The sequence below is a fragment of the Mesorhizobium sp. M0189 genome, from assembly GCF_040322135.1.
In the GTDB taxonomy this organism is placed as follows: domain Bacteria; phylum Pseudomonadota; class Alphaproteobacteria; order Rhizobiales; family Rhizobiaceae; genus Mesorhizobium.
The window spans coordinates 16,443-41,162 of the sequence record NZ_JAMYSW010000009.1 but is presented as its reverse complement, the minus strand read 5'-3'; the positions used below and the strand labels follow the sequence as shown (position 1 = coordinate 41,162).

The window sequence follows — 24,720 nt, the reverse complement described above, 5'->3', positions numbered from 1 at the left end:
AAACCGGTCACGAGCTTGGTCCTCTACTGGAGCTTTGGCGTCTGGGCTATTTGCCGGACGCCCTTGGCCGGTGGCTCGAGGCGCCAGGATTTAGGGAGCAGCTCGCAAATGTCATCGCGATGACGGACTGGTTCAGAGCCGATGGACAACAAGGTGTGATCACGGTTCGTAGTGTCGTCAGAAATGCCATGAATTGGCATGATTTCTCGATCAGGGCCAAGAACGCGGCTACCAGCGTGGGCGTGGGGCAGCAAGAATCCTGGCAACTCATCGCAAGCCTCGAGGAAATTTACACCAACACCATCGAACACAGCGAACGCGCGGATACGGGCATGGTCGCGTATGCCGCCCGGCCGGGCAGTTTCGAATATGTGGTATGCGATACTGGGATCGGGGTTCTGCGAAGTCTTCGCAAGAACCCCCTCTATGCCGGAGTTCTGGACTCGTGCACCGCATTGGAGCTGGCGCTTAGCGAGGGGGTCTCAGCAAAAGCCGAGCAGGGCCGTGGAATGGGTTTTCGTCCCATCTTTGTCGGCCTCGCCAATATTAGCCGAGTAGTGCGTTTCAGGTCCGGCGACGGGGCGCGTATCCTGTCGCGCCAAACAGATGGAACACTGCCCGCGACCACCTTGCAAAGGGCTTGGATCGACGGACTTTTCTGTTCGGTCAAGATCGACGCTCAAGCACCAGGAGCACCATAATGCAGTTCAGGGTGATCTCGGCTTTCGTGGTATTCTTGGGGTCTTACCTACCCTTGAGCCTCATACTTCTCGCACAGGACTTCGAGTACGCTTTTCTAGGCCGACCGCTTTGCTGGAAGGTGTGGGAGAGCGCCTGCTCGATACCGTTGAAAAATCCGGTCTTCGCCGTTGGCATTTTTGTGGCCTGCTTGATTTGTTTCGCGCTGACCTTATGGGCACTTGCCGTGGTCAAACCGAAGGACGAGATCGTTGTGCAGGAAGCAAAACACGTGCCCACCGACCTTATGAACTATACGCTTCCCTATGTGGTGTCTTTTATGAGCATCGACTATCAGGATATTGGGAAACACATCGGAGTGCTTATCTTCCTAGGGTGGATGTTCTGGATTAGCTACAAGTCCGGCCAGATCATTCTGAACCCTGTGCTGATCGTCTTCGGCTGGAAGCTATACGACATCTCCTATAACCACGCCGCGTCGAAGCAGGTGCATAGCGCCAATGTCCTTGCTCACGGAAACATCAAACCAGGCGCGCGATATCGCCAGATTCCCGTTCAGGACATCCTGGTGATCAAATCCAGCACGGGAGAAGACTGATCATGCCGTTGCCGCAAAGCCTGGCCAACTTCGACATACATAATTCTACGGTATCGGTGTGGCTCTTCAAGAAATCCATCGCGCCGGAAGGTGCGCCGCGGTTCACGGGACGTCGCGTCGATACGGACGAAGAGCTCGACAACGCCTTAAAGGTGGCCCTCGCTCAGGCGCGGGACTCGATTCAGGACGTGACTCCCTACACACTCCTGGCGGCGGCGCAGGATGGGATTGCTCTCAGGATCGACGCCTTGGAGACCCACGCCGACGCGATCACCGCGCAGATGGCGGATCCACTTGCCGAAAAGAAAGTGAGATCGTTAAAGGAGGTACAAAACACCAAGTTCTATGTCGTGAAGCTAACCCATGGCGACAGCGCGGTCCACGCGGTTCGAAGCACGGATAATTCCTGGCAGTCCAGGCAGGCTCGCAGCGCCATTTCCGTTATATTCAAGGACGAACAACTTGGACTGAACGAAGAGCCAGCCTTCAGCATATCCCGCCATGTTGATTTCTTCATCGCTGGCGAGGACATCATCATGTTGAGCAAGCCATCATTTGAAAAGGTGCTGAGCTACAAGCAGGCTCATGCCGAGGATTTCGTGGCCTTGCAGGTGGAACCTGCTTTTGCCGCCATTTTCTCTGATGTCGCTCCACTCGTGACATTCGTGGGGGAGAACAAAATCCATCTGCGCCGCGCCTGCGTCATCCGCCAGAAGGGCCATTATCTGGATACGCAGTTTATGCAGCGGCTGCGCGACAATTTCCAGAAGTGCGGGCTGAACTTGATGTTTGGCCAGGACGGCAAGCTGGTCGCGACGCCGGAGACTTGCGCGGATATTGTTCGCGCCTTGCTTGACCACCGGTTGTCGTCAATATTTTCCGAACAGCACTATGACGTGCCCGATGCTACCGCTGTAGCTTGATATCTTTTTGAGCAGGCAAAGCCGGATTTGCCTTCGTCACAGTGGCCATTCCCCGATCATGATCTGGCCCTTCCCGTGCTTCTGGACGAGACATCATAACCGGAGCATCGCGGCGCATAGAAGAGTAGCCGTTTAGCGTATAAGTCCCACTCGGGCGCAGCGTGACAGCTTATGGCGATTTCGCGTCGCAAACAGTAGTCAGTCAGCTATCGGCCCAAGGCTGCCGAGCGCAATGCGCCGCAGCCGGTCATTGGCCAGACCTTCTCGGCCTCAAAGGCAGACATCGAGCGAATGGGCTGTGCGGAGTAGGCGGATCGGTCCCACGACTGTGACGGGTCCACCAATTGCTAGGAACTTCGGCCAGGTCCACCGCCCAAATATTGGGTGTGGTTCACGGTCAGTTATTGTTACTTGAGCAGCGGCAGCACCGGCGGGGATATATCACGGCGCCTGTAGCTAGGTGTCTTGGTGCCTGCCCAGCTCCGATTGACGGGTCTTGGGATATACAACTCCTGAGGCAAGTGTATGGTTGGAAAAGTGGGGTTTACTTGGCAAAGGCAAAAACCAGCTCAAGGGTGGCGGGTTAGGCCTTGGCGATGTCAACTGAGGTAGTCTCTGACACCGTCAGCGGGGGGATATGACAAAAAGCGATGACAACGCGCGTCTCGACGACGAGGTGGTCGGGGGTAGGTTTCAACTGCTTGGAGACCCTCCGCGAGAAGGCGGCATGGCACGGGTCTATAAGGCCGTAGATCGGCATGGCGAAGACGAGATATGCGCCGTCAAGCGAATGTTGCCGCACGCAGATGAACTGCTGGTGCAGGAGAGTTTCGTCAGGGAGTATCGGGGACTGGAGCTGGCGCAGCATCGCAGTGTGGTGCGCCTTATCGACTACGGCTTTGACTGCGCCCGCCAGCCATACATCGCGATGGAATGGCTTGAAGGGAATCTTGAAGACCTGATCGCAAAAACCGGGCCAATGACATGGACCCGGTTTTGGAGAACCTTGGGGTGGCCGATATTGAATGCCATCTGCTGGGCGCAGACGAAGCATCTAGCTCATCGCGATATAAAGCCCAAGAACGTCCTCATCACCGACAACGGTGAGCCAAAGCTAGCTGATTTTGGGATCAGCCGCAGCTACCGTCCCAATGAGCCGCTTTTGCAGAACGGGCGGACCTTTCGGCAGCACGGTAGTCCGCCCTTCACCCCACCGGAGCTGGACGACGGCATCCACTCCTTCACCCGCGACAGCTACTCTTGGGCAGTGCTCGCCTTAAGCTGCCTTTCTGGCACGTCTCCGGGAAACCTTGGCGACGTCAGGCAGCTGCTCGAGGAGGTGTCTGAAGCGCCGATTGAGGCATTGAGGCAAGCCTGCCATGATGACCCGACGCGGAGACCTCGCTACGCGCATTTGCTGCTCGCCGACATCGAGCAATGGATGGACTCGCGACGTTCCGGGTCGGGACCAGCGAAGCTAGCGTGCCACTTGAGCTTCACGGACAACTGCGCCTACAGTCTCGAACGTTATTTCGGTCCTGACGTACGGGATCCGCAGGCCGCCCTGCTGGAAGACTTCACGACATTCGCGCGTGTCAGAGCTTCCTCCGATGGACCGGATTTCATTCGCATCGTTGGCGAACAATGGGTCATCACGGGCCAACGGCAGGTGGCCAGGCCAGGCCAGCTACTTGTGCAGAAGGCGATCAAAGTCGGCTCCGCGGCCGCAGAAAAACAGCGCGAGAATACCGATGAGACTAATCTCGACCTCAGTGACGGTGCTCCGTCGAACGTGGCCGCGGCAGAAACCTCGCTCGATGAGATATTCGCGTTGTCGGCACACTCCGAGGTTGTGCGCAGTGAACGTAGGGTATCTGAGCGCGACCGCGTTTACAGAATTTGGCAGGCTTATCTACGCGCTCGGTCTGACTATGAGACAGGTCGCGCCAGCGCGTTGCGGTTTACCGACCGTACTGTCAACGGCTCGCAAGTTACCCTAACGCTGGCTGCCCCTCCGCCACCCGATCTCTTGGGCCAGGACCGACTGATCAACGTCAATGGAGTCGCGGTGGCGATGGAGGTCGTGGCGGTCCTTGGCGACCAAGTAACGATGAGGGTAAACTTCGGTGACCCCATCCGTATCCCCGCTCACGGTATGCTCGAAGTAAATACGCGTCGTGCTTTGAGCGCGGTTGATAAACAGCGCAGGGCGTTAGATGACTTGGCATATGATAGGTCCATAAACCCGGACCTAGGCGAGATCGTGCTCAACGGAACAGGCGCTCATCCTCCGTTGGCAAATGTTCCCTGGACGAGACCACGCGACAAGTTTGATGACGATAAGGTCGTCGTGTTGCGAAAGGCGCTCGGCGTCAGAGATGTCATGGTGGTCGAAGGTCCACCCGGCACGGGGAAAACACGTCTGATCGAAGAAATCATTGCACAGTACCTGGACGCCAATCCTACCCATCGTGTGTTGCTCTCTTCTCAGACCCACGCGGCACTGGATAATGTCCTCGAAAGACTCGCCAAACGAAGTGCGGACATAAACCTGGTACGCGTTGGGCGTATCGACAATGATCGGATCGCTCCAGCCGCAGCGGAGTTCCTACTGGAACGTAAGGCCGAGATCTGGGCATCCGGAGTCCGAAGGGCCGCTCGACCGTGGCTTGCTCAGCGTGCCCACGAGAACGGGCTTGATCCAAACGAGCTTCGTGCGGGTGTGCTAGCTATAAAATTGGCCCTTCGAATTCGCGACCGACTGCAAGCAACTAAGCTTGAACAGGCTGTGGCGGAAGCGGCGAGGTTGCAGGCGCAAGCTGCCGCATCCGGCTCCGAGCCGCAGAATGCGGCTGTCGAAGCGGAATCACGTCGGCGTACGGAGTCCGCGTTGGACGAGGCGGTTAATTTCAAAGAGCGACTGAGCTCGCTACTTCACGACGAGCAGTCTGTCAGACATGAGTTGAGCGAGCTTCCAGGTATAGCCAGGGACCTCGCGAACTCTCAAGATCCTGAAGAATTGGAGGGTTACGCGGCCCTGCTCGTAGGCGATGCCGAGGAGGGCAAGGAGCACCTGAGGCTCATGCACCTACAAGAGGAGTGGCTCGAACGCGTGGGCCGATCCTCGGACTTCCATTCAGCGATGCTCGCGTCGGCGAAGGTGGTGGCATCGACCTGCGTCGCGCTGGCTGGCGTACGTGGAGTCAACGAGGTCGCGTTCGATCTATGTATCGTGGATGAAGCGTCCAAGGCGACCGCGACGGAGATACTCATCCCGATGACGCGCAGCCGTCGCACTATCCTTGTTGGGGACCCCAAGCAGTTACCGCCATTCTTTGAGCGGAAGATATTGGAATCGGAGTCGCTCTCGGAGTTTACGGACGCAGAAATCCGCGAGAACGTGTTCGATCGGCTACTGAAAACGCTTCCGGCAGAGTCGAAGGTCAAGCTGCTCCACCAGTACCGTATGGCGCGGCCCATCGGAGATCTCATCAGCGAGGTTTTCTATGGCGGGGAGCTGAAAAGCCCGATCATGAAGCCGGAGATATCGTTTCCTACTTTCCCGAAACTGGTGACATGGCTCGACACTTCCCGTTTGGTCGCTGCCGAACCGGAAAACAGGGTCGGAACCAGTTGGTCATCAACGTTGGAATGCCGCGTTGTAAGAACCCACCTCGCGCAGTTGGACTTCGTTGCCCGCAACCGCAAGAAAAAATACGACGTCGCTGTTATCGCGGGCTATGCTGCGCAAGTGCGGGCCATCGAGGACGCGATCCGCGACTATCGGGCCACATGGACCGGCCTGACCGTTCGGGTCAACACCGTTGACGCCTTTCAGGGATCGCAGGCGGATGTCTGCATCTACAGCGTTGTTCGATCCAACGACAGAGGGGACGCTGGGTTCCTGAGCGAGCCGCCTCGACTAAATGTGGCGCTGTCACGGGCACAAAGCCTCCTACTGGTCGTCGGAGACCATGCGTTCTGTCAGGCCCTGCCTACAGATCATCCGATGTACGATGTGGTCAACTACATCGGACGCACGCGGGCAGATTGCGAAGTTAGGACCCTCAATGACGCCTGATGAGATTGCTCGCCGGTATGAGGAACTTCCAGGCTATGAACTCCTGGATTTCGCGGAAGCAGCAGCCCCTTTATGGCTACTTAACGTCGAAGCGGTAAGCGTCATTCGACGCGGTCTTCAGCCTATCAAGGAATTTATCCTTCGCAGCCTTGAAGGAGGTCTTTCGTCCGATGATTTAGTCGGATTTCTAGGACTCGACGAGAGCATCGTTAAGGGTGCCTTGTCGGACCTGATGTCGGACAAATTTGTTGCATCGGTCGAGAGTATTATCGTGACAGAATTGGGACGAAAGGTCCTCAAGGAAGGGCTTTCCACGCCCACTGAAGAGGTCCTCTCCATTCTCTTCGACGGCATCATGCGCAAGCCGGTCGCCTCCCTAGCGATGGACTTCGCATTCCCTCGAGACGTCGAGGATGGCGCGGTCGCCGAGATTCCGGCTACACCGCCAACCCAGCCTTCCATAAACGATCTCCACCTGCCAGAGATCGACAACGTCCTGGCCGGGCAGATGAGCCGTCAAGACGTCGATAGGGATATCCTGCGCGTGAAGCGGATCGCTAGGTACCGGCGAGTATTCCGAAAAGTCGTGGCGATGGTGTACAGATCGAAGAAGGGGGAGATCAGGACACGTTTCATCGTCAACGGCGTTCCAGACGAACAATTGGAGCAACGTTTCGCTGAACATGGCGGGAACCTTCGCAGGGGTCTGGTGAGAGCATTCTCGGACAGATACATACAGTCGAACGTTAGATCCCACCTAGGTCAGGACGTAGCCCGGAAAGTCCTAGATCAAGACGACTATCTGATTAGGCAACGAGCGGTATCAATGGCGGCCCTGAAGTGTGCGGCGCTACAGCGGCGTGAAAGCGCAGCCGATCGTGGCGAGATCTCCGAAGACCAACGACCCAGCCCGACTGACATAATGGCCGCCGTCAACGCCGAAGGTGAAGCACGACATGCGTTGATGCAGGCTTCTGCTCGACCGGCTGCAGTTTACGAAATGGCTGAATTACTCCGTCGCGCACTCAATGAGACGAAGAGCAGTCTCTCGATTAGTACGCGGGGGTTGGCTCCCCATATCGTTGATAAGGCCTTCTTACGATCGATCGATCAGATGGTGAGGCGTGGCGTTAGCGTTTCGATTTTCATTAACGAAGAGGCGAGCCAATGGCGCGGTCGGGGAAAAGACTGGGGTCACGCTTTCGACACGCTGGCGCAGCTTGCCCACAAATTCTCAGATCGCGTGACCGTCAAGGAAAGCAAGGAGAAACGCTACTACCACCTTTCCTGGGACCATGAAGTCGCCTTGGTTGCCAATCGACCGATGCTCAGCAATCACGGCCGCATCCGGTCTTTCGAGCAGTTCGCTGGATTCGTCATGCATGACCAGGATCACATTACAGGCTACCTGAACCGCATAGCGAGGCAGTAGTTCGATGTGGCAGATTGCGGGAGTAACCTCCGCCGGCTTGGTGCGCGATCAGAACGAGGACCGGGTCTCGGTAACGGGTCACAGGATCTCGGAAGGGCAAGTTGTCAATCTCAAGGCCTCGCATCGACGGCAGTTCGTGTTGATTGCGGACGGGATGGGCGGGCACGCACGTGGCGAAGTCGCGAGTGAGATCGCTATCGCACATTTGGAGGCGATGAGAGAGATTCTCTTTAAGGACGGCGGATCGCAGACAGCGCTTCGGACGGCAAATCATGCAGTGTACGAAGCGGCCTTCTCAAATCGAGCCTTGCAAGGCATGGGCTCGACCATTGTCGGGATAACCGTGGACGCCAACAGATGCCGGTGGTTCAACGTGGGCGACTCGCGAGCGTATCTGCACCGAGCAGGAAGCCTGATACAGATATCGGAAGATCACGTACCTCATAGGGCGACGGGTATGAGGGTAAGCCATTCAATAACTCAATCTCTTGGAGGTGGCAGGTTCTTTGTAGAGATTGCCCCATCATTGGGTGACTTGACCTTAGAGAAGCATGACCGGTTACTGCTCTGCTCGGATGGACTTTCCGACGTGCTGTCTCACGTTGAAATTGAGGCAATCATTTCAGAATCGGATGTTGCAGAATGCGTCAAGCGCCTACTGGCTAGCTGCCTGGCTCGTGGCGCTCCGGACAATGTCAGCGTTGTCCTGCTGCGTTACTTAGCGTCTTCGAGTTAAAGGTCCGCAACACTGTCGCAGAGGCGATCACGCCCGTGCCCGGGGGTAGGTCCAATGACAATCTTGACCTTGATGCATACCACCTTGGTCATCGCTCAACAGCGCAGCGACTTCCTAACGTCGGCATTCTGGTAGTCGTTTTTGCATCCGCCGGGTTTAGAGCAGCCACTGACCTGCGACGGCAACAAAGGGTCGAAAATGGAATGGCAGTTTCCGGCTAACTCGTTCCAGAACCGGATAGTCTGCTTCCGGCCCAACAGCCGCCGGGCTGCAATGCGCCTCATGCACGAACATGACGTAATCGCGGGAGCGGTGGCCACCAAAGCTGTGGCGGCGATGTTCGGAGCTCTAGCCGGCTGGCTGTCCCCCGATAGGATGAAGAACGGGCTCACGATGGACACCGGGCCCAGGCATCGAACGGAGGACAGCCATGGAGCAGTATATCGGTCTCGACGTATCCATGAAAGAGACGGCAATTTCGATCCGGCAGGACGGCAAAAGGATGTGGCGGGGCAAGTGCGCGTCCGACCCGCAACTACTCGCGGCGCTGATCCGCAAGCGCGCACCCGATGTGCGGCGGGTGGTATTCGAGACGGGGCCGCTGTCGGTGTGGTTCTACCATGCGCTGATGGCAGAGGAGCTGCCGGTGATCTGCATCGACGCGCGGCATGCCAAGGCCGCGCTCGACATGGCCGCGAAGAAGACCGATGCGAACGATGCGGATGGCCTGGCACATCTGGCCGAGGTCGGCTTCTACCGCGAGGTTCGGGTCAAAGGTTTCGACAGCATGCTGATCCGCACGCTGATCACCGCACGGCGCCAGCTTCTTAAGATGCGTTTGCAGATATCCAACCAAATCCGTGGCTTGATGAAGACGTTCGGCCTCGTCGTGCCCAAGGGCGCAGGCAGCGTGTTCGAGCGCAACGTTCGTGACCTTCTGGAAGGCGAAGACAAGCTGGTGCGCATCGTTGCACCGATGCTTAAGGCGTGGAGTAATATGCGAACCCAAACAGCAGAGCTGAGCAAGCAGCTGGCCGCTATGGCGCGTGAGGACCAGCACTGCCGTCTGCTCATGTCAGTGCCCGGCGTAGGCACCGTCACAGCCACCGCCTTTGCCGCAGCCGTGGAGGATCCGGCGAACTTCAGGAACTCGCGCGCCGTGGGTGCATGGGTGGGCCTGACCCCGAGGCGCTACCAGTCCGGTGAGGTCGATAATGAGGGACATATCTCGCGCCGTGGCGACAATCAGTTGCGCGGACTGGTATACGAGGCGGCCGCGGTCATCCTGAACCGGTCGACGGATACCAGTACTCTGCGAACCTGGGCGTTGGAGCTCAAACAACGGCTCGGCTTCAAGCGAGCGGCCGTGGCTCTGGCGCGCAAGCTGGCAGTGATCATGCATGCGATGCTCCGGACGGGCGAGCTGTTCGATCCGCACGGAGGAATGCCCGCCGCAGCCTGATCTGCATATGCCTGCGACGATTTCTTCACTCAACCGATAGCGTTCTTCCAGGACGCACCGAGCCGTCCCTGCCGGGACGTGGCTGAGATCATTCCGCGAAGCGGGAAGCAACTGCCTCCTTAGCAGAGTGCGTAACGAACATAGGAAGATCTCACCAGCGAAACTCATCCTGCGGCGATCAGCTTTGCATCGACCGCGTAGACGACCCTGTACCCGGCATGCGAACGAGCATCGGCAAAAAAGGAGACTGCCTTGCACTTACCCCCTTGACGGTCGAGCGATTAGACGACCCGCTTCGCGGGAGGGGCGCCTCGGCCTGAGCTAGCGCGACTGCCATTTGACTTGAGCGGGTAGAGGCGTCGATCTGACCATGGAGTTCCCTTCAACGAGAGGAACTCGCCATGGCTACCCTGTCGACCGATGCACCAATCTCTCCGCTTCGCTAGCGCATGCAGCACGACATGCTCATGTGTGGCCTGGGCTCCCATACCCAGCAGGACTACGTTCGTCACGTCCGGCGCTTCGCTGTGTTCCTTGGCCGCTCGCCCGACACGGCGACGGCTGAGGACATCCGTCGATTCCAGCTGCATCAGCATGAGAGCGGCGTCGGCCCTGCGACGATCAATCGCGCGGTCTCGGCACTGCGGTTCCTGTTCCTCGTGCGCTGAAGCGTCGGGATCTGGCGCGTGCGCTGGTGATCATGAGGTATCAGCGCAAGCTGCCCGAGGTGCTGAGCGTGGAGGAAGCGGCGCGGCTGCTCGAAGCCGCACCCGGCACCAAAGTACAAGGCCGCGCTCGGCGTCGCCTATGGCGCGGGCCTGCGCGTGTCCGAAGTCGCGCACCTCAAGATCGACGACATCGACTCGACACGCATGCTGATCCGCGTCGAACAGGCAAGGGACGCCGGGACCGCAACGCCATGCTCTCGCCGCAACTCTGGAACTGCTGCGGCTGTGGTGGCGCGAAGGCAGGCGGCGCGGGGTGATGCTCCCAAATGGCTGGCTGTTTCCGGGGCGCAGCTTCACCGCGCCCGATCTCATCGAGGCAATTGCACCGCGCAGTCCAGGAGGCAGCCGAAGTCGCCGGCATCCGCAAACGCGTCAGCCCTCACATGCTGCGTCACAGTCCACCCACCTGCTTGAACAGGATGTCGACATCCGCGTCATCCAGGGGCTGCTCGGCCACAGCAAGCTCGATACGACCGCGCTCTACACCAAGGTCTCGACGCGGACGATCCATGCGGTCGCAGGGCCGCTCGACCGGGCTGATGGCGCTAATGGAAGGCAAGACGCCGCCTGGCTGAGCCGTGCACACCTCTGTTGAGGTCGCCGACATCTTCCGTGCTGCCGGCCCCGCCTATCGAGCATGCAGGTCACCTGAGCCTCATCCAGCTCAAGGTGATGTCGGCGATCGAGCATTGCCGCACCGCGGCGCTCGGCGGTCACGTCGAGGCCTGCGAAGACTGCGGCCAGTGGCGCATCGCCTATAACCCCTACCGCACCGGCACTGCCGAAGTGCCAGGGCGCGGCCGCGCGTATATGGCTCGCCGAGCGGGAGGCCGACCCGCTGCCGGTCGGCTACTTCCATGTCGTGTTCACGCTGCCCGCCGAGGTCGCCGCCATCGCGTTCGGCAACAAGGCGCTGGTCTATGACCTGCTGTTCAAGGCGGCACCGGAGACGATGCTGACGATCGCGGCGGATCCCAAGCACCTCGGCGCGCGCATCGGCATCACCGCCGTGCTCCACATATGGGGATCGGCAATGACCCACCATCCCCATATCCACATGATCGTGCCGGGCGGCGGCATTGCGCCGGACGGACGCCGGTGGATATCGCCGCGGCCGGGCTTCCTTCTCCCAGTGAGAGTACTGGGCAAGCTGTTCCGCCGTCTGTTCCTGATCCGGCTGGTCGCGGACAAGAAGGCCGACGCCTTGGCGACGGGATCTGATCCCGGGGGTTCTTCCTCGTTCAACCCCGCCGTCCTCTTTTTGCGAACCAGCGGGTTGCCGGTCACCTACATACAGCAGTCCAGGGGCGAAACAGGGTCAGCGGGAACGCAGCGAATCAAGGCTTAGGAACCCATTTTGCGTAAAGGCTCTTCGAGGCTGTGGGAACCGTCTTGGCATCAACGAGTGCGACGAGCGAGCGGAACCGCTTCTCGCAGCCGCTGTTCGAGTTGATGCGACTTGCGACGAGGGTTGAGGCCTTCGGTAGATCCAGCATCAGCTTGACCTCGTTTGGCGAGAACGACTTGACCATCTCATTGTAGGATGGCGACGCCGCGTTCGAGACGCCGTATGAGTTGCCAGTCGCTGCCGTCACGACTGCCTCCACAAAAGTGGCCTGCGCTGTTTCCGGAACGCGGTTTTTCCGCGACAGCTTGAGGAGCCGATCGGCGAAGGGCGGCTCGTTGTGGAAGTTATCCCAGCCATTGTGCACACTTAAGAGCTTCCTACTCGCTGATGTGAAGATACTGTGAACCTCGGCTTCGCTCAGCAGCGACAACTGGCCCAGCGTCTCGAAGAACTGCAGCGAAGCCTTCTGACGGGCTTCGTCGCCTTTTGCCTTATAGTCCTGGTGTCGATCCACCAGCGCCGACCTGGTCCGGGGGCTAAGGTCGTTACTGAACGATTCGCAGATTGCGATGGCGTTCAGGCGGGCTTCCTCTCCCGACGCTGGGTCACAGTAGATGCCGTGTAACATGACGAAGATCAGCTCGCGCTGGGCCTCGAATGTTTCCTGGATACGGCGTTCCCATTCTTGTCGTTGATCCTTCTTGAACTTCGTTGCTTTCAGCGCGGCGAGCAGGGACTTTGTGTCCACCCCCTTAGGGTTGTGGGCGCTCGAGAGCGCATGCTTCTGGCAGCGGCTTAGGAAGCTCAGGAACTCGTCTTCGTCGACCGTCCCCGCAGCTGGGTGTGCGATAGAGAAACTGTTGCGTGTGGCCCTGCACTGGTCGAGGAAGAAGAAGTCGTCGTCACCGATCAGGTTGAGCTTACGGCAGAGGTCGAGCAGCTCGGCGTCCTTGAGGTCGAGGAGCGTGTCCTCGTCGAAGGACTTGTCGTCGAGGATCTGAGGGACGACGTTGATGCCGAACCGTCGCACCTTGTCACGCAGTTCCACCACGGCCGCGTTCCAAACGTAGTTGATGGCTGCGTCGAACAGACCGCTGGCGACGGCGACACACATTTTGACGATCCGCTCATCGCGCAGGTGCGGAGGGATCTTCTTGATCAGGCGTGGGAGCTGGGACCAAGCATGGGCGATCTGGTCGTCCTCGGCGAGCAAATTGCGGGGGACTCCCAACGCGGCGGTAAGTTGGGCTAGCATGGGCGAGGAGAGAGGGATCACGTCGGGCAGTGTGACCGCGGGCAGGTCGGTCTTTGGCTTAACTAGGACGTTGCTCATACCTACTCCTTGCATCGACGAGACCATCTCGCCCCATCGGTAGTCTTTAGCCGAAACAGAGTGAGGTCAGCCGGCGCGTGCGGCCTTTGTGCGATTACGTCCACCTGCCGCTCTTTTAACGCTACGCACGGAGACGGCTTTGGGAGCCACGACGTCGCCGAGCCGCTCTATACGGAGGGGCGCGCGCGAGGGAAGGCGAACGACGAGTTCGAGTTGCCCCCCGATCGCCTCGACGTAGCTTTTAAGAGTAGACAAGTACATGTCGGCTTGTTTCTCGATCTTCGAGACCGAAGGCTGCTTGATCTTGAGGACCGAAGCGATTTCGGCCTGGGCCTTTCCAGCAGCACGCCGCAAATCGCCGAGACTCTCGACTTCTCCCCTTAACTCTTCGAAACGCGCGTCGACCCGCTCCCGACGATCCTCGGGGAGCGCAGCGATTAGGTCGTCAAGCTTGCGTCCCATCACTTCTTCTCCTTCTTCGCCGCCGCCAAACGGTCGAGATGCCCTTGATAGCGCCTGTCCGCCTTGGCGATCAGGCTTTTATAGAAGCGCTTCTCACTCACGCCCCGACTTATCGCCGGCGACGAGCAGGATCGGCTTCCGCTTCCGGTCGAATGCGAACGCAACCCGCCAGACACCATCATCAGCGTCGAAGCGAAGTTCTTTCATGTTCGCGAACGACGAGTCATTCAAGGTATCCGCATGCGGTCGCCCCAGTTGGGGCCCGAACACACCGAGCAGCTTAGCCGAGGCCAATAGCTCATCTTGGACGGTCTGGAGGAACGCCTCGAACTCCCCATCGAACTCATCGCCAAAAACGACTTCCCAAGCCATATATAGCTCCTAGGCTATGTGGTCAACATCATCAAGCTGCCGAACGATACTCTGCGGCCGAAACAAGGTACGCGCGGTCGACAATAATCCGGCCGCCGTTGACACGACTGGCAATTCGCGACCTGTCTGCGCTATTGAGCGGCATCATCACCGGCGTTCTGACGGGCATGGCCGGCGCGTAGCTGTCGCTTGCCCAGAATGCCGGCTTGTCGTGAAGGATATGACCGCCAGCAAGGGTTCCATCGCGCCGGCAGCGCTCACCGTCGCCAAATGGAAACCGGTGCCGGCGAGGTTCGCGTGTCTGGCGGCGAAGGTCGCGTGGCCCGGAGGTGAAGCCGGCGAGGCGCTTGCGCTGGTCCATGCGTAATCATGCAGAGGATCGCGCCGCGCCGTGCATGCGATTGCATCTCTCGTCCCGCTGCGCTGCTGAGACCTCTTCTGTCAGGCGGTCTAGGTTTCGCGCTTCGGGCCGAGCAGGAACACTGTCAGGGCGGCGAGGAACGTGGCAACAGCACTGTAGGCAATGGCACTGGCAATCCCGGCATTGTCCACCAATAGTCCGCCGAAAATCGCGCCGGCTGCGATTGCCACTTGGAACGCTACGACCATCAGCACACCGGCGCTTTCGGCTTGCTCGGGAACGGCGCGCCGCACCATCCACGTCTGCAATCCCACTGGCACCGCGCCGAAGGCAAAGCCCCACGCGGCAACCGCAATCGCCGAGCCCGAGGCCGATGCTCCCGCCGTCAGCAGCGAAACAGCGGCTATCGCTATGAGCAGCGGGGCAAGGGCCGCGACTGCCTTGAGACTGTACTCGGCCAGAAGCCCGCCGGCCAAATTGCCGAAGAATCCGCCGATGCCAAAAGCAAGCAACACAAGCGAGATCGTGTTGACATCCAGCGCGGGAACCTTCTCGAGGAAGGCGCGGATATAGGTGATTCCGGCGAAGTGGCCGGAAGCGACCAGCAGGACGACCAAAAGCGCGACCTTGACCATCGGAATCTTGGCCACATCCAGCAGGCTGCGGAAGCTAGCCACTCCGACCGGAGGCAGCCTCGGAATGGTTATGAGTTGCACCAGCAGTGTAGCGGCGCCGAAGGCTGCGGCGAGCATGAAGGCGCTTCGCCATCCCCAAATATCGCCGACATAAGCGCCGATTGGAGCTGCGCAAACGGTAGCGACGGAAACGCCGGTGAGGATGATCGACATCGCGCGCGGCAGGAGGTGGCTTGGAACGAGCCGCATCGCCAGTGATGCCGACATCGACCAAAAGCCTCCGAGCGCTATGCCGAGCACGACGCGTGCAGTCAGGAGAACCGCCAGCGACCACGCGCCGGCCGCCAGAACGTCCGACAGGATCAGCAGCAGCGTCATCGCCCACATGACGATCCTGCGGTCCAGGCGCTTTGTGATGATGGCCACCGTCGGCGCCGAGATCGCCCCGACGATAGCGGTCGCCGTCATCGCCTGTCCAGCCGCACCCTCGGTGACACCGAGATCATGCGCGAGGGGCGTGAGCAGGCTGACAGGCAGAAACTCTGCCGTCACCAACCCGAAGGTGCCCAAGGAAAGCGAAATGACCGCACCCCATGCGGGACCAGACGGTTGGTCGGGCTTTTCTGGGTCGTGCAGAACAGCGTCCATGACGCCTGCCGCGGATCGGGTCATGAACGAAGTCTCCACTTTGGATGCACTGCAACATGAGGTTGGCTGCCTTGACCCACATTAAAGACACAAGCGCATTTCGCGGCGGCGTTGCACGGAGGAGGGGATGTTCATTGCTTCGCGATATTTTGTGACGGTGCGGCGCGCAACATCGATGCCGGTTTCCTTCAGCCGGACAGCGATGTCATCGTCGGAAAGCACGTCGCCGGGAGATTCTGCGGCAATTATCGCTTTGATCCGATGGCGGACAGCTTCGGCGGAGTGCGCATCGCCGCCTTGGCAGGACGCGATCGCGACGGTGAAAAAATACTTGAGTTCGAAGACTCCGCGCGGGGTAAGCATGTACTTGTTCGAGGTCACCCGGCTTACCGTCGACTCGTGCACGCCGATCGCGTCAGCGACGGTTCTGAGATTGAGAGGCCGCAGGTGGGCGACGCCATGTTCCAAAAAGGCATCCTGCTGGCGCACGATTTCAGCCGCAACCTTAACAATCGTCTTGGCGCGCTGATCGAGGCTGCGGATTAGCCAGTTCGCGTTTTGCAAGCATTCGTTGAGAAATGCTTGATCTTTCGAATTTTGGACAGTTTGACGCGACACTTCGGCATAGTAGGTTTGGTTGATCAGCAGCTTGGGGAGTGTGGCCGGATCAAGTTCGATCTGCCACCCGCCTTCCGGCGAGGGCGTGACCCAGACGTCGGGTATGATTGATTCAGACGCACCGGATTGGAATCGGTTTCCAGGCTTGGGATCGAGCGCCCGAATCTCATGCATCATGTCGAGAAGGTCGTCTTCATCGACGCCGCAATGCTGCTTCAGTGCCTGAAAATCGCGTCGCGCAAGCATTTCAAGATTGGCAACCAAAGCTGCCATTGCCGGGTCGAACCGGTCTCGCTGGCGCAACTGGATTTCAAGGCATTCTCCGAGAGTTCGGGCAAAAATTCCCGGTGGATCAAAGTGCTGCAAGGTTCCGAGAACCCGTTCCACATCAGCCTCCCGGACATTCAGGCTCTCGGCCAGCTCCAAAAGGTTTGCCCGAAGATAGCCAGTGTCTTCCAGATCGGCGGCAAGCTGGCCAGCGATCAGCCGCTCCTGTGGTGTGAACGCAGTGAGGGCGATCTGACGAGCGACATGGTCGTGCAATGTCTCGGCGAGGCTGGCAAACTCGTCGAGGGAAGGGCCATTACCCGGCGGGTTGTTGGTCGTGTTGCGAAGTGATTTCCATTGCCCGAGCCGTTCAGGCGAGCCGGCCCCGGTCGGTCCGTCAACGGCGTTTGCGCGTGGGCCGACACGCTGATCCGCTCCCGAAATCGAAACATCGCCAAAAGGCCCGCCATCGTTTGACGCAGATTCCAAGAGCGGGTTCTTCTCGATTTCCCGCTCCACGAACTGATGCAGTTCAGTATGCGCCAGTTGCAGCAAGCGAATCGACTCAATGAGTTGAGGCGATGCGACCATGGATTGCTTCTGGCGCTGAAGCAGGCTTGCTGAGGATTGCATGGTGAGCGCGATAATCCTGTCGAGGGAGCCTCTTGGGGCGGGCAATGGCACCAGTGAGACGTTTTCTAGGTCATGCGGCGGCTTTCAGCGTTTCGAGAACGTTTTGCGGAGATGAGACGCCATAGGGGTCGGCCTCGCAGTTGTCGGAGAAACCTTCCTCCTCGAACCACTGCTCCACCACGCCATTGTTGATCAGGGCGGCGTAGCGCCAGGAGCGCATCCCGAAGCCGAGATTGTCCTTTGCGACCAGCATGCCCATCTTGCGTGTGAACTCGCCTGAGCCATCGGGGATGAGCTCGACCTTCTGCAGGCCCAAGGACTTCCCCCACGCATTCATGACGAAGGCATCGTTGACGGAGACGCAGTAAATCGCGTCAATTCCCTCCTTCTCAAACTCATCATAGAGCTCTTCGAAATTGGGCAGTTGGTAGGTCGAGCAGGTCGGAGTGAAGGCGCCAGGCAGCGAGAACAGGATGACGCGCTTGCCGGCAAAGTAGTCGTCAGATGTCTTTTCTTCCCAGCGATATGGATTTGGGCCCTGGACTGACTCATCGCGAACACGCGTGAGAAAGGTGACGAAGGGAACCTTCTTTTGAACGGTCATCAACTTGCTCCTGAGGAAAAAACTGGCGCGCTGGATTCTGGCAGAGGCTGGCGCAATACCGAGCAATGGCTCGTATGCCGGGCATGAAATGAGGCCCTCGCGGCTCGCACCCTCCTTTTTCCATCCCGATGTATGGGAACGTCTTGGCTGCTGGTCTTCGTCACCCGAACGCCATCGATCTGAGCAAGTGGAGGCTGTCGAGCCGCTGGGGCAATCTTTCCACGGCTATGGCGCCGGAAGCGGCATCCATCGCTCGCGCTCGTGCCCGGGACAAAGTGATAGCGGGCCCGAAGTAGCCAATATCGAACGCGTGTGGAGGCCTCAAATGTGACTTCACGCAAGAGACCCGCGTTACTGAGCTGGTTCGGCGTATTGTCGAAGTTTGCCAGTGACACGACCTTGGCTTCGGTGGCTCTTTGATGGGGCTGTTGGGCACTCACATGCTGATCAGAACCGGTAGACGGCAATTGCGCGAGCGCCATGTGTTGGCGTGCCGCCATCGGACCAGCCGTGCGCAAAGCGGCTGCCGAGGAGGGACCTCCGGAGGAGATGATGTACCGATGTTCAGCGGGAACAGGCACCGTCTCCTCAGGCCACGGTCTAGAGCTTCGCGTGTCGGGCATGGCGCAAGTCGCTTTCATCGTGTTTTGATGGGCTCTGACCAGGAGCAGCAAGCGGCGTGCCATTTCAAATAGAGATGCTTTTGGAGCGATCCTTTTTCTTGGGAGGACCGTGTCTTCAAGACCGGGCGCGCCCTATAACCGCCTCGTCAGCACGCTCGACAAGGGTGCTGTATGGTGCGGATATGCGGCGCTTCCGCACCGGCTGGACAAAGACGAACCGAAAGCCGAGCCGATGCCCTACCTCACACCGGCGGGCACTGCAGCGATTTCGTAGCGTCTGCCGCAAACGTGTTCTTGCGTGCGCAGGCTCGGCTTTCGCGAACATGCGCCTGTCGCAGCAACCATGAGCGCGCGCTTCGGCAAGCGCCTGACTCCGTGAGGATCGAATTCCCCAATCGTGTCTATTTGCCACCCTCTTATGTTCGAAACTGGACCAGAATGTCGCAAGCCCGACCGAAAGGTCGCCGAGGCGTACTATCCGACACTGTTCTGTCGCCTTTGTTGGCCCGCGACACCGGCCTATTTCGCCGAGCTCTTGTCTGGCCTCAGGCTAACCCGATGAACAGCAATCACAATTTTTTTCTTCTCCTGGGTCGGCCAAATTGGCACGAGTTTTGAAGCTCCTTCGTTGCGGGCCGGGAGCTGCCGACCGACCTTAATTTCGTGGATGGCACCGCGATCGATGGAACGAAGAAAGAAAAGCAAATGTCAAATCCGCATCAAGTAGCATTCTATGGGAAGGGGGCCTCGGCGAAAACGCCCGCTACCAAACAGGCTCGCCGCCCTTGTCGACCCTTGCGCAGGAAATCTTGATGGCCGGCTGCGACTCAAAGGCCCGCCACACTCGCCTTATCCTGAACTCGAAGGCGCAGGATAACGTTCTGCATCTCGCCGCGCGGTATGCCTAGGCAGTTACACGTTGGCCGACCTTGATAATCGAATCGGGCTACGCTGCGGAGGACGTCGTCTACATGCCTTCCTAAGCCATTCGCTGCCCGCAGCGCCTGCCGGTCACCTCCCGCCCTTCCATCGCTTAGAGATCAAGTGCCACCATGTCCGAACAACCCTTGCCGACGCTGCCGATGTGGCGCGTCGATCACATCGAGCCCTCGCCCGAGATGTTGGCGCAACGCGCCAACGGTCCGATCCACCGCGTGCGCTTCCCGTCCGGGCACGAAGGCTGGTGGGTGACAGGCTACGATGAAGCCAAGGCGGTGCTGTCCGACGCGGCGTTCCGGCCCTCGGGAATGCCGCCGGCGGCATTCACCCCGGATTCGGTGATTCTCGGGTCGCCGGGGTGGTTGGTCTCGCACGAGGGGGGCGAGCATGCCCGGTTACGCACGATCGTGGCGCCGGCCTTCAGCAACCGCAGGGTGAAGCTGCTCGCGCAGCAGGTCGAGGTGATCGCCGCGCAGTTGTTCGAGACACTGGCGGCCCAGCCCCAGCCCGCCGACCTGCGGCGCCACCTCTCCTTTCCACTTCCGGCCATGGTCATCAGCGCGCTGATGGGCGTGCTCTACGAGGATCACGCCTTTTTCGCCGGGCTGTCCGACGAGGTGATGACGCACCAGCATGAAAGCGGCCCGCGCAGCGCGTCGCGCTTGGCCTGGGAAGAACTGCGCGCCTACATTCGCGGCAAGATGCGGGACAAGCGCCAGGATCCTGGCGACAACCTGCTGACGGATCTGCTCGCGGCGGTCGACCAGGGCAAGGCGACCGAGGAAGAGGCGATCGGCCTGGCGACGGGCATGCTGGTGGCGGGGCACGAGAGCACCGTCGCGCAGATCGAATTCGGCCTGCTGGCCATGTTCCGCCATCCGCAACAGCGCGAACGCCTGGTCGGCGATCCATCCCTGGTGGACAAGGCGGTGGAGGAAATCCTGCGCATGTACCCGCCGGGCGCGGGCTGGGACGGCATCATGCGCTATCCGAGGACCGACGTGACCATCGCGGGCGTGGATATTCCTGCGGAGAGCAAGGTGCTTGTCGGCCTGCCGGCGACGTCGTTCGATGCGCGCCATTTCGACGACCCGGAAATCTTCGACATCGGACGCGACGAAAACCCGCACCTGGCGTTCTCCCATGGGCCGCACTACTGCATCGGCGCGGCGCTGGCCAGGCTGGAACTCAAGGTGGTGTTCGGTTCGATCTTCCAGCGCTTTCCCGCGCTGCGCCTGGCCGTGGCGCCCGAAGAACTAAAGTTGCGCAAGGAGATCATCACTGGCGGGTTCGAGGAGTTCCCGGTGCTCTGGTGATGCGCGGACGCCGCCGGGAATCGCGATCTTCTCCGCAATTTGCCGGCGCGCCTGGCGCGCCGGTCCGATCAGCCAGCCAACAGGTAACCAAGATGGACGTGCAAGAAACCACGGCAGCATGCCGGGACGCCTTCGCCCAACTGGCGTCGCCAGCGTGCATCCACGACCCGTATCCGTTCATGCGGTGGTTGCGCGAGCACGATCCGGTGCATCGCGCGGCGTCGGGCCTCTTTCTGTTGAGCCGCCACGCCGACATCTACTGGGCGCTCAAGGCCACGGGCGATGCTTTCCGGGGACCGGCGCCGGGCGAACTGGCGCGCTATTTCCCGCGTGCGGCGACAAGCCTGTCACTCAATCTGCTGGCGTCCACGCTAGCGATGAAGGAACCACCGACGCATACGCGTCTGCGCCGGCTGATCTCGCGCGATTTCACCATGGGCCAGATCGACAACCTGAGGCCGACCATCGCTCGCATCGTCGCAGCGCGCCTGGACGGCATGGCGCCCGCGCTGGAGCGCGGGGAGGCGGTGGACCTGCATCGGGAATTCGCGCTGGCCTTGCCCATGCTGGTTTTCGGCGAACTGTTCGGCATGCCCCAGGAAGACATGTTGGGGCTCGTCGCCGGCATCAGCGCCATTCTGGAAGGCCTGAGCCCGCACGCCAGCGATCCCCAGCTCGCCGCGGCGGACGCGGCCAGCGCCAGGGTGCAGGCCTACTTCGGCGACCTCATACAGCGCAAGCGCATCGATTCCCGCCACGACATCGTGTCAATGCTGGTCGGCGCACACGACGACGATGCCGACATGCTGTCGGATGCGGAGTTGATCAGCATGCTGTGGGGCATGCTGCTGGGCGGCTTCGCCACCACTGCTGCGGCCATCGGCCATGCGGTCCTGGCGATGCTGGCGTATCCCGAACAGCGGCACTGGCTGCAGGGAGATGCCGTGGGGGTGAAGGCGTTCGTCGAAGAAGTCCTGCGCTGCGACGCGCCCGCCATGTTCAGCTCCATTCCGCGTATCGCCCAGCACGACATCGAACTGGGCGGCGTGGTGATCCCGAAGAACGCGGACGTGCGTGTGCTGATCGCGGCCGGCAATCGCGACCCGGACGCCTTCGCCGATCCCGACCGCTTCGATCCCGCGCGGTTCTACGGCACCAGTCCTGGCATGTCGACCGACGGGAAGATCATGCTGAGCTTCGGCCATGGCATCCACTTCTGCCTCGGTGCGCAACTGGCCCGGGTGCAGTTGGCCGAGAGCCTGCCGCGGATCCAGGCGCGCTTCCCCTCGCTGGCATTGGCCGAGCAGCCGACCCGGGAGCCCTCCGCGTTCCTTAGGACGTTCCGCGCGCTGCCGGTGCGGCTGCATGGGCAGGGGGGCTGAGATGCGCGTCCTGGTCGATCAGGATCTGTGCGGTACTACCGGGCAGTGTGTGCTGACGCTGCCTGGCACCTTTCGCCAGCGCGAACCGGACGGCGTGGCAGAAGTGTGCGTGGCGACGGTCCCGCAGGCGCTGCACGCCGCCGTGCGGCTTGCGGCCAGCCAGTGCCCGGTCGCCGCCATTCGGATCATCGAAAGCGACGCTGGCGATGACGAGCGCGCCAGCGCCGACCCTGCGCCTTCTCCGGCGGAGGCCGAGCGGTATGCCGCGAAAGACCAATGCAATCCAGGAGACACGATGGGACGGTTTGAAGGCAAGGTGGCTGTGGTGACCGGCGCCGGCGCCGGCATCGGCAAGGCATGCGCTCTCGCCATCGCGCGCGGGGGCGGCAGAGTGGTGGTGGCCGACATTGATGGCTCGGCGGCCATCGCCTGCACCGCGCAGATCGGGGCCGAAGCAGGCCACGCGCTGCCCCTAGCCATGGATATCGCCGATGCGCAGGCGGTGGCAGCGCTGTTCGAGACGGCGGAGCGGCACTTCGGTGGGGTCGACCTCCTAGTGAACAATGCGAGCGCCATGCATCTGACCTCACGCGACCGCGCGATCCTCGACCTGGACCTGGCGGTCTGGGATCAGACCATGGCGACCAATCTGCGCGGCACGCTGCTCTGCTGCCGGCAGGCCATCCCACGGATGATCGCCCGCGGCGGTGGCGCGATCGTCAACATGTCGTCGTGCCAGGGACTCAGCGGTGACACGGCGCAGACGTCCTACGCCGCGTCGAAGGCGGCGATGAACATGCTGTCGGCCTCGCTCGCCACCCAGTACGGTCATGCGCAGATCCGCTGCAACGCCGTTGCGCCGGGTCTCGTCATGACCGAGCGTCTCCTCGCCAAGCTGGACGAGTGCATGCAACGGCATCTGCGCCGTCACCAGCTCCTGCAGCGCGTCGGCCGCCCCGAGGACGTGGCCGCGCTCGTGACGTTCCTGCTCTCCGACGATGCTGCGTTCATCACTGGCCAGGTCGTGTGCATCGACGGCGGCATGCTGGCGCATGTGCCGACGTACGCCGACGGTGGCAACAGCTGCGCCGCGCGGCCTGCCGGCGACACCGCCGAAGCGGCCGCGGCGGCGCGCTGCTGATGGACATGCTGCTCAACCCGCTCAATCGTCGGCACCGGCTGCGATGCGACATCCCAGTCATGCCCGGCGCTTTCCCCCTGGTCGGGCATCTTCCCGCCATCGTCTGCGACCTGCCGCGCCTGCTGCGGCGCGCGGAACGGACGCTGGGCAGCCACTTCTGGCTGGATTTCGGCCCTGCCGGACACCTGATGACCTGCGTGCATCCGGATGCGTTCGCACTGCTCCGGCACAAGGACGTGTCCTCGGCCCTGATCGAAGAGATCGCGCCCGAATTGCTTGGCGGAACGTTGGTTGCCCAGGACGGCGGCGCGCACCGGCAGGCGCGCGATGCGATCAAGGCGGCGTTCCTGCCCAAGGGGCTGACCCAGGCCGGCATCGGCGACCTGTTCGCGCCCGTCATCTGGGGGCGGGTGCAGGCGTGGCGCGACCGCGGCGACGTGACCATCCTGCGCGAAACCGGCGACCTGATGCTTAAGCTCATCTTCAGCCTGATGGGAATCCCCGCGCAGGACCTGCCGGGATGGCATCGCAAGTACCGGCAACTGCTGCAGTTGATCGTCGCGCCCCCGGTCGACCTGCCGGGACTGCCCTTGCGGCGCGGCCGCGCCGCCCGAGACTGGATCGACGCGCAGTCACGCCAGTTCATCCGCGACGCGCGCGCGCATGCCGCGCGCACCGGGTTGATCAACGACATGGTGAGCGCCTTCGACCGCAGCGACGATGCGCTTTCCGATGACGTCCTGGTCGCCAATATCCGCTTGCTGCTGCTTGCCGGTCACGACACCACTGCCTCGACGATGGCCTGGATGGTGATCGAGCTGGCGCGGCAGCCTGTGCTGTGGGACGCCCTGGTCGAGGAGGCGCAACGCGTGGGCGCGGTGCCGACCCGGCACGCGGATCTGGCGGAGTGTCCGGTCGCCGAGGCGCTGTTCCGCGAGACGCTGCGCCTGCATCCGGCGACCACGCTCCTGCCGCGTCGCGCCCTGCAGGAATTGCAACTCGGCCAACGGCGCATTCCCGCGGGCACCCATCTGTGCATCCCGCTGCTGCATTTCTCGACCTCGGCGCTGCTGCACGAGGCGCCTGATCAGTTCCGCCTGGCGCGGTGGCTGCAACGCACGGAGCCGATCCGGCCGGTGGACATGTTGCAGTTCGGTACCGGCCCACACGTCTGCATCGGCTACCACCTGGTATGGCTGGAAATGGTGCAGTTCTGCATCGCCTTGGCGCTGATCATGCACAAGGCCGGGGTGCGGCCGCGGTTGCTGAGCGGCGTCGAAAAAGGCCGGCGCTATTACCCGACCGCACATCCGTCCATGGCAATCCGCATAGGCTTCTCATGAGCTGGCATCGCATGCCCCGTGTGGCGAGGCAGCGGC

General features: G+C 60.9%; 19 protein-coding genes and 4 pseudogenes. 16 read left to right on the top strand and 7 right to left on the bottom strand.

The window, feature by feature from the left end; all coding sequences use genetic code 11:
• Positions 1–119 precede the first annotated feature (119 nt).
• The 9 genes and pseudogenes from NKJ09_RS17870 to NKJ09_RS17830 form a co-directional block, all read left to right on the top strand.
• Complete coding sequence (locus NKJ09_RS17870; RefSeq protein WP_352710440.1) at positions 120–701, top strand: ATP-binding protein; 582 nt, start codon at positions 120–122, stop codon at positions 699–701.
• Positions 701–1,297: a KwaA family protein gene (locus tag NKJ09_RS17865; protein ID WP_352763156.1), complete on the top strand. Its 597-nt coding sequence runs from the start codon at positions 701–703 to the stop codon at positions 1,295–1,297. Before NKJ09_RS17870 ends, NKJ09_RS17865 begins: the two co-directional genes overlap by 1 nt.
• A gap of 2 nt (positions 1,298–1,299) precedes the next feature.
• The gene (locus tag NKJ09_RS17860) at positions 1,300–2,220 is read left to right on the top strand and encodes a Kiwa anti-phage protein KwaB-like domain-containing protein (RefSeq protein WP_352763154.1); all 921 of its coding nucleotides are present in this window, start codon (positions 1,300–1,302) and stop codon (positions 2,218–2,220) included.
• Between the two features lie 727 nt (positions 2,221–2,947).
• Positions 2,948–6,301, top strand: a complete 3,354-nt coding sequence (locus tag NKJ09_RS17855; RefSeq protein WP_352763152.1) for an AAA domain-containing protein — start codon at positions 2,948–2,950, stop codon at positions 6,299–6,301.
• Positions 6,291–7,733: a hypothetical protein gene (locus NKJ09_RS17850; protein ID WP_352763149.1), complete on the top strand. Its 1,443-nt coding sequence runs from the start codon at positions 6,291–6,293 to the stop codon at positions 7,731–7,733. The genes NKJ09_RS17855 and NKJ09_RS17850 overlap by 11 nt, the downstream gene beginning before the upstream one ends.
• 4 nt (positions 7,734–7,737) lie before the next feature.
• Entirely contained in the window at positions 7,738–8,469 is a 732-nt protein-coding gene (locus NKJ09_RS17845) for a PP2C family protein-serine/threonine phosphatase (protein WP_352710451.1), read from the top strand.
• A gap of 430 nt (positions 8,470–8,899) precedes the next feature.
• The gene (locus NKJ09_RS17840) at positions 8,900–9,931 is read left to right on the top strand and encodes an IS110 family RNA-guided transposase (RefSeq protein WP_352763147.1); all 1,032 of its coding nucleotides are present in this window, start codon (positions 8,900–8,902) and stop codon (positions 9,929–9,931) included.
• A 449-nt stretch (positions 9,932–10,380) separates the two neighbouring features.
• Positions 10,381–11,234 (top strand): annotated as a pseudogene (locus NKJ09_RS17835) (tyrosine-type recombinase/integrase).
• A gap of 3 nt (positions 11,235–11,237) precedes the next feature.
• Positions 11,238–11,869, top strand: a pseudogene (locus NKJ09_RS17830) (IS91 family transposase); the annotation flags it as partial.
• A 127-nt stretch (positions 11,870–11,996) separates the two neighbouring features.
• Here NKJ09_RS17830 and NKJ09_RS17825 read toward each other — a convergent pair.
• From NKJ09_RS17825 to NKJ09_RS17795, 7 genes are all read right to left on the bottom strand, one after another.
• Positions 11,997–13,340 (bottom strand): hypothetical protein, encoded by a 1,344-nt coding sequence (locus NKJ09_RS17825; protein WP_352763144.1) that lies wholly within the window; start codon positions 13,338–13,340, stop codon positions 11,997–11,999.
• Between the two features lie 66 nt (positions 13,341–13,406).
• A complete protein-coding gene (locus NKJ09_RS17820) occupies positions 13,407–13,802 on the bottom strand; it encodes an XRE family transcriptional regulator (RefSeq protein WP_023801991.1) in 396 nt (131 codons plus the stop codon).
• 93 nt (positions 13,803–13,895) lie between these two features.
• Positions 13,896–14,174 (bottom strand): type II toxin-antitoxin system RelE/ParE family toxin, encoded by a 279-nt coding sequence (locus NKJ09_RS17815; protein ID WP_352710455.1) that lies wholly within the window; start codon positions 14,172–14,174, stop codon positions 13,896–13,898.
• A gap of 31 nt (positions 14,175–14,205) precedes the next feature.
• Complete coding sequence (locus tag NKJ09_RS17810) at positions 14,206–14,535, bottom strand: hypothetical protein (protein ID WP_352763142.1); 330 nt, start codon at positions 14,533–14,535, stop codon at positions 14,206–14,208.
• Positions 14,536–14,624: 89 nt separating this feature from the next.
• Entirely contained in the window at positions 14,625–15,842 is a 1,218-nt protein-coding gene (locus NKJ09_RS17805) for an MFS transporter (protein WP_352763140.1), read from the bottom strand.
• A 57-nt stretch (positions 15,843–15,899) separates the two neighbouring features.
• Positions 15,900–17,336: an RNA polymerase factor sigma-54 gene (gene rpoN, locus NKJ09_RS17800; protein WP_352542089.1), complete on the bottom strand. Its 1,437-nt coding sequence runs from the start codon at positions 17,334–17,336 to the stop codon at positions 15,900–15,902.
• A gap of 70 nt (positions 17,337–17,406) precedes the next feature.
• Complete coding sequence (locus NKJ09_RS17795) at positions 17,407–17,940, bottom strand: peroxiredoxin (protein WP_352466644.1); 534 nt, start codon at positions 17,938–17,940, stop codon at positions 17,407–17,409.
• Positions 17,941–18,672: 732 nt separating this feature from the next.
• Between NKJ09_RS17795 and NKJ09_RS17790 the strand changes: the two genes are divergently transcribed.
• From NKJ09_RS17790 to NKJ09_RS17760, 7 genes and pseudogenes are all read left to right on the top strand, one after another.
• The gene (locus NKJ09_RS17790) at positions 18,673–18,837 is read left to right on the top strand and encodes a hypothetical protein (protein ID WP_156937376.1); all 165 of its coding nucleotides are present in this window, start codon (positions 18,673–18,675) and stop codon (positions 18,835–18,837) included.
• Positions 18,838–19,268: 431 nt separating this feature from the next.
• A pseudogene (nifH, locus tag NKJ09_RS17785) lies at positions 19,269–19,462 on the top strand (nitrogenase reductase); the annotation flags it as partial.
• Positions 19,463–19,615: 153 nt separating this feature from the next.
• Complete coding sequence (locus tag NKJ09_RS17780; protein ID WP_352591431.1) at positions 19,616–20,818, top strand: cytochrome P450; 1,203 nt, start codon at positions 19,616–19,618, stop codon at positions 20,816–20,818.
• Positions 20,819–20,910: 92 nt separating this feature from the next.
• A complete protein-coding gene (locus NKJ09_RS17775; RefSeq protein ID WP_352763138.1) occupies positions 20,911–22,200 on the top strand; it encodes a cytochrome P450 in 1,290 nt (429 codons plus the stop codon).
• Positions 22,184–22,327: pseudogene (locus NKJ09_RS17770) on the top strand (ferredoxin); the annotation flags it as partial. The gene NKJ09_RS17775 and the pseudogene NKJ09_RS17770, both read left to right, overlap by 17 nt.
• 168 nt (positions 22,328–22,495) lie before the next feature.
• On the top strand, positions 22,496–23,341 hold the full coding sequence (locus NKJ09_RS17765) for an SDR family oxidoreductase (protein ID WP_352763271.1): 846 nt from the start codon (positions 22,496–22,498) through the stop codon (positions 23,339–23,341).
• Positions 23,341–24,684 (top strand): cytochrome P450, encoded by a 1,344-nt coding sequence (locus NKJ09_RS17760; RefSeq protein ID WP_352763135.1) that lies wholly within the window; start codon positions 23,341–23,343, stop codon positions 24,682–24,684. Before NKJ09_RS17765 ends, NKJ09_RS17760 begins: the two co-directional genes overlap by 1 nt.
• Positions 24,685–24,720: the final 36 nt, after the last annotated feature.

What these genes read in the sequence shown, in the direction of transcription:
- NKJ09_RS17870 (WP_352710440.1), top strand. Translation starts at nt 120, where the DNA reads ATGACGGACTGGTTCAGAGCCGATGGACAACAAGGTGTGATCACGGTT.
- NKJ09_RS17865 (WP_352763156.1), top strand. Translation starts at nt 701, where the DNA reads ATGCAGTTCAGGGTGATCTCGGCTTTCGTGGTATTCTTGGGGTCTTAC.
- NKJ09_RS17860 (WP_352763154.1), top strand. Translation starts at nt 1,300, where the DNA reads ATGCCGTTGCCGCAAAGCCTGGCCAACTTCGACATACATAATTCTACG.
- NKJ09_RS17855 (WP_352763152.1), top strand. Translation starts at nt 2,948, where the DNA reads ATGGCACGGGTCTATAAGGCCGTAGATCGGCATGGCGAAGACGAGATA.
- NKJ09_RS17850 (WP_352763149.1), top strand. Translation starts at nt 6,291, where the DNA reads ATGACGCCTGATGAGATTGCTCGCCGGTATGAGGAACTTCCAGGCTAT.
- NKJ09_RS17845 (WP_352710451.1), top strand. Translation starts at nt 7,738, where the DNA reads ATGTGGCAGATTGCGGGAGTAACCTCCGCCGGCTTGGTGCGCGATCAG.
- NKJ09_RS17840 (WP_352763147.1), top strand. Translation starts at nt 8,900, where the DNA reads ATGGAGCAGTATATCGGTCTCGACGTATCCATGAAAGAGACGGCAATT.
- NKJ09_RS17825 (WP_352763144.1), bottom strand. Translation starts at nt 13,340, where the DNA reads ATGAGCAACGTCCTAGTTAAGCCAAAGACCGACCTGCCCGCGGTCACA.
- NKJ09_RS17820 (WP_023801991.1), bottom strand. Translation starts at nt 13,802, where the DNA reads ATGGGACGCAAGCTTGACGACCTAATCGCTGCGCTCCCCGAGGATCGT.
- NKJ09_RS17815 (WP_352710455.1), bottom strand. Translation starts at nt 14,174, where the DNA reads ATGGCTTGGGAAGTCGTTTTTGGCGATGAGTTCGATGGGGAGTTCGAG.
- NKJ09_RS17810 (WP_352763142.1), bottom strand. Translation starts at nt 14,535, where the DNA reads ATGGACCAGCGCAAGCGCCTCGCCGGCTTCACCTCCGGGCCACGCGAC.
- NKJ09_RS17805 (WP_352763140.1), bottom strand. Translation starts at nt 15,842, where the DNA reads ATGACCCGATCCGCGGCAGGCGTCATGGACGCTGTTCTGCACGACCCA.
- rpoN (WP_352542089.1), bottom strand. Translation starts at nt 17,336, where the DNA reads ATGCAATCCTCAGCAAGCCTGCTTCAGCGCCAGAAGCAATCCATGGTC.
- NKJ09_RS17795 (WP_352466644.1), bottom strand. Translation starts at nt 17,940, where the DNA reads ATGACCGTTCAAAAGAAGGTTCCCTTCGTCACCTTTCTCACGCGTGTT.
- NKJ09_RS17780 (WP_352591431.1), top strand. Translation starts at nt 19,616, where the DNA reads ATGTCCGAACAACCCTTGCCGACGCTGCCGATGTGGCGCGTCGATCAC.
- NKJ09_RS17775 (WP_352763138.1), top strand. Translation starts at nt 20,911, where the DNA reads ATGGACGTGCAAGAAACCACGGCAGCATGCCGGGACGCCTTCGCCCAA.
- NKJ09_RS17765 (WP_352763271.1), top strand. Translation starts at nt 22,496, where the DNA reads ATGGGACGGTTTGAAGGCAAGGTGGCTGTGGTGACCGGCGCCGGCGCC.
- NKJ09_RS17760 (WP_352763135.1), top strand. Translation starts at nt 23,341, where the DNA reads ATGGACATGCTGCTCAACCCGCTCAATCGTCGGCACCGGCTGCGATGC.